Genomic DNA, 2,887 nt, shown 5'->3' with positions numbered 1-2,887 from the left:
ATCCCAGCGCTCGATTGGAATCTCTGTGATGCAATCCTTACCCTGCTTCAGGTTTTCCCAGAAATCTTCTAGTGTAGCTGCGCCTGGATATCGACCACTTATACCGATAATTGCAATATCTTCTTTTTGAACTACATACGGGAACTTTGTTACTTCTGAAGCCTCAGCAATAAAACGTTTTCTTGTACTAACGGGTATTTCAACATCTATGTGTTTTGACAGTTCAGGTTGATCAATGATAATATCCTCCTTATCGATATCAACTAATTCCAGTAATCGATCCGAGTATTCCTTTATGAAATAATCAGAAAGCTCTGCAACATTATTATATTCAAAAAATAAAGTACTTGGAATATTTTCAAAAACTTCATTTAAGTTATTCGTTAAATTGACAATCATAATAGAATCAATACCGTATCTCTCAAAAGGTACTGTATTTTCTATTCGATCTGGAGATAGTTTTAATGTTTCAGCCAGTATTTTTTTCAAATATTCAATAGCACTTTCCTTCACTTTATCATTATCTACCTTCATAATATTTGAGGGTTTACTATGAGCAATTATCGAAACTTTATCTACTAAATTTGCTGATAATTTGGACTTTTCTCCATACAAAACAGTGCCTTGAGAAATTCCTTGATTGACAAGAATATTAAAAGCGTGTATACCATCCAGCGTAGGAAGTGCATATAAACCTATTTGTTCCTGCATGTACTGTTCGGTCTTCGGGTCAACCTGCATTACTCCTTCTTTCCACAAAGGCCAATTGACACTAACCGTAATACCACTTCGTTTTCCCTTCTCTCGTAAATTGTTTCTGTAAGAAGAATAGTTATCCATCCAGGCATTTGCACTCGAGTAATCTGCCTGACCTATATTACCAAATACCCCTGATATGCTGCTAAAAAAGACCATAAAATCCAGATTTAAATCTTTGGTAGCCAGATCCAAATTTTTAGATCCGATAATTTTAGGATATAGTACAATTTCAGTTTCTTCGATCGTCTCATTTTGTAAGAAGATATCTTTTAGAACTCCTGCACTATGGATAACACCATCTAATCTACCGTGTATTTCTATCAATTCTTTAACTAATTTATTAGTAGAAATACTATCCCCTATATCGCAGCTATGATATGTAGCATTTAGATTTTGTAAGCTTGCTTTGTCCAGTCTGCTTTTTTTACTTCTTCCTACTAAAATTAATTTAGTATTTTTTGTTTTGGAAATATGTCTGGCAAAGATTTCTCCCAGACCTCCGCTTCCTCCAGTAATCAGATAAATACCACCTTCTTTGATTTCAAAATCTGAAGCTCCAACGGATAAATCTTGTAACATTGACAATTCACGTACTTTTCTCTTTGTTCCGTTGTAACGAACTTCTTTACAAACGTCCTGTTCTTCTGATTGGAGAATATTACAGATGTTTTCAAAATTTTTGAAGGACAAGTCCGAAATTCCAATAGTTTTGCCAATTATTCGAGAGTTTTCTTTATTTGCAGACTTAAGCAACCCACTTATAAAGCCATAATTCACAAACTCCTCGTTAGAATAAACCACTGTTAAAAAATACTTTGATTTGGTTTCAAATTTACTTCTTACCAGTTCTTTACACTTCTTATAGTATTCTATATCATCATCTTCGTTGATAGCTACAACTTCTATCTCCAAATATGCTTTTAATCTTTCTGCTAGTTCTGCCGAACCACCAGCCACTATAACGAGTGGAGAATATTCTGTAATATTTGATTGATTCAGAATATTTTTTTCCTTCCAGACATCCTTATATAAATATGTTTTTAATTCTTCAGGTTTACTATCTAGTTGTGAAACAGTAGTAGTATTCATCTCCATCGGTAAAACAACAAAATCTATAAAACTGAGTAAAACATTTCCTGAATTGGATAGCAAATTAATATCATAACTGGATATTTTACTACCTGGTTTACTTTGTGTATTTTTCTTCACATAACACCAAATGGTTTTATGTACATCATCATAAATATTTACTTCTTTAACACTGAATGGTAAACTCAAGCTCATCTCTGAATTATTCAGGCTTATGCCTATACAAGTCTGCAATGCGCTATCCAATAGCCCCGGTGGTAAAATAAATCCTTCTTCATAGGATACATTGATCTTACTTAAAGACTCTATATTATTGTAATATAATTCTTCTATCCCCTGAAAACTTTTCCCATAATTCAATCCTAACTCTTTAAATAATCTATAACAATCCGCCTTTTGCTTACTGTAATTTGTGCGATTTTTTATTTCATTAATAGTAAAAGAAGAAACTGAAGGCAACGATAACGTTGATAATTTACCTTTACTGTGCAGTAATTCTTTATCTCCAGAACTACTATAAATTTCATAACTTATGGATGAGGAGTCTTCTTCAAAAACACTAATATTTATCTGCTTTTCTTCTTCGTTAACCATTATTGGATTTAACCAGTTTATCTCTTTAATCTGAGTAATTGGGGTACGAAGACTTCTCTGACCTGCTTCTCTTGCTAGTTCTATATATGCCGCGCCTGGTAATATTTTTTCTTCCCCAACTCTATGATCTGAAAGGAAAAGTTCTTCTCCAGTAAATGTACTCTGGAATTTTTGCTCCATTAAATCCGACTCATTTCTGTGTAATAATGGATGAAGTCTCGATTCTGTTTTTAAATTGATTAAATTTTTAATTCGAGTGACCCAATAACGCTCCTTTGCAAATGGATACGTCGGTAAACTGATCTTAGAAGGAACATGTCCTGGTTCATACAACAACTGCCAGTCTATATCAATACCGGATACCCATAATTGTACCAATGACTTAGATTCCTTTTTCCTGATTGCAATCTCCATATACCCTTTACCTGCCTCTCCTTCAAGTAAA

Annotated in this window: 1 protein-coding gene; it reads right to left on the bottom strand. The window is 33.5% G+C overall.

The genetic code is table 11. From position 1 onward, the window contains the following. Nucleotides 1–2,887: type I polyketide synthase (locus F0000_RS26925; RefSeq protein ID WP_149627791.1), on the bottom strand; the 2,887-nt coding region annotated here is incomplete at both ends.

Source organism: Aquimarina sp. RZ0, assembly GCF_008370685.1.
Taxonomy (GTDB): Bacteria; Bacteroidota; Bacteroidia; order Flavobacteriales; family Flavobacteriaceae; genus Aquimarina.
The sequence above is the reverse complement of the archived record's forward strand: the minus strand, read 5'-3'. Positions and strand labels throughout refer to the sequence as shown.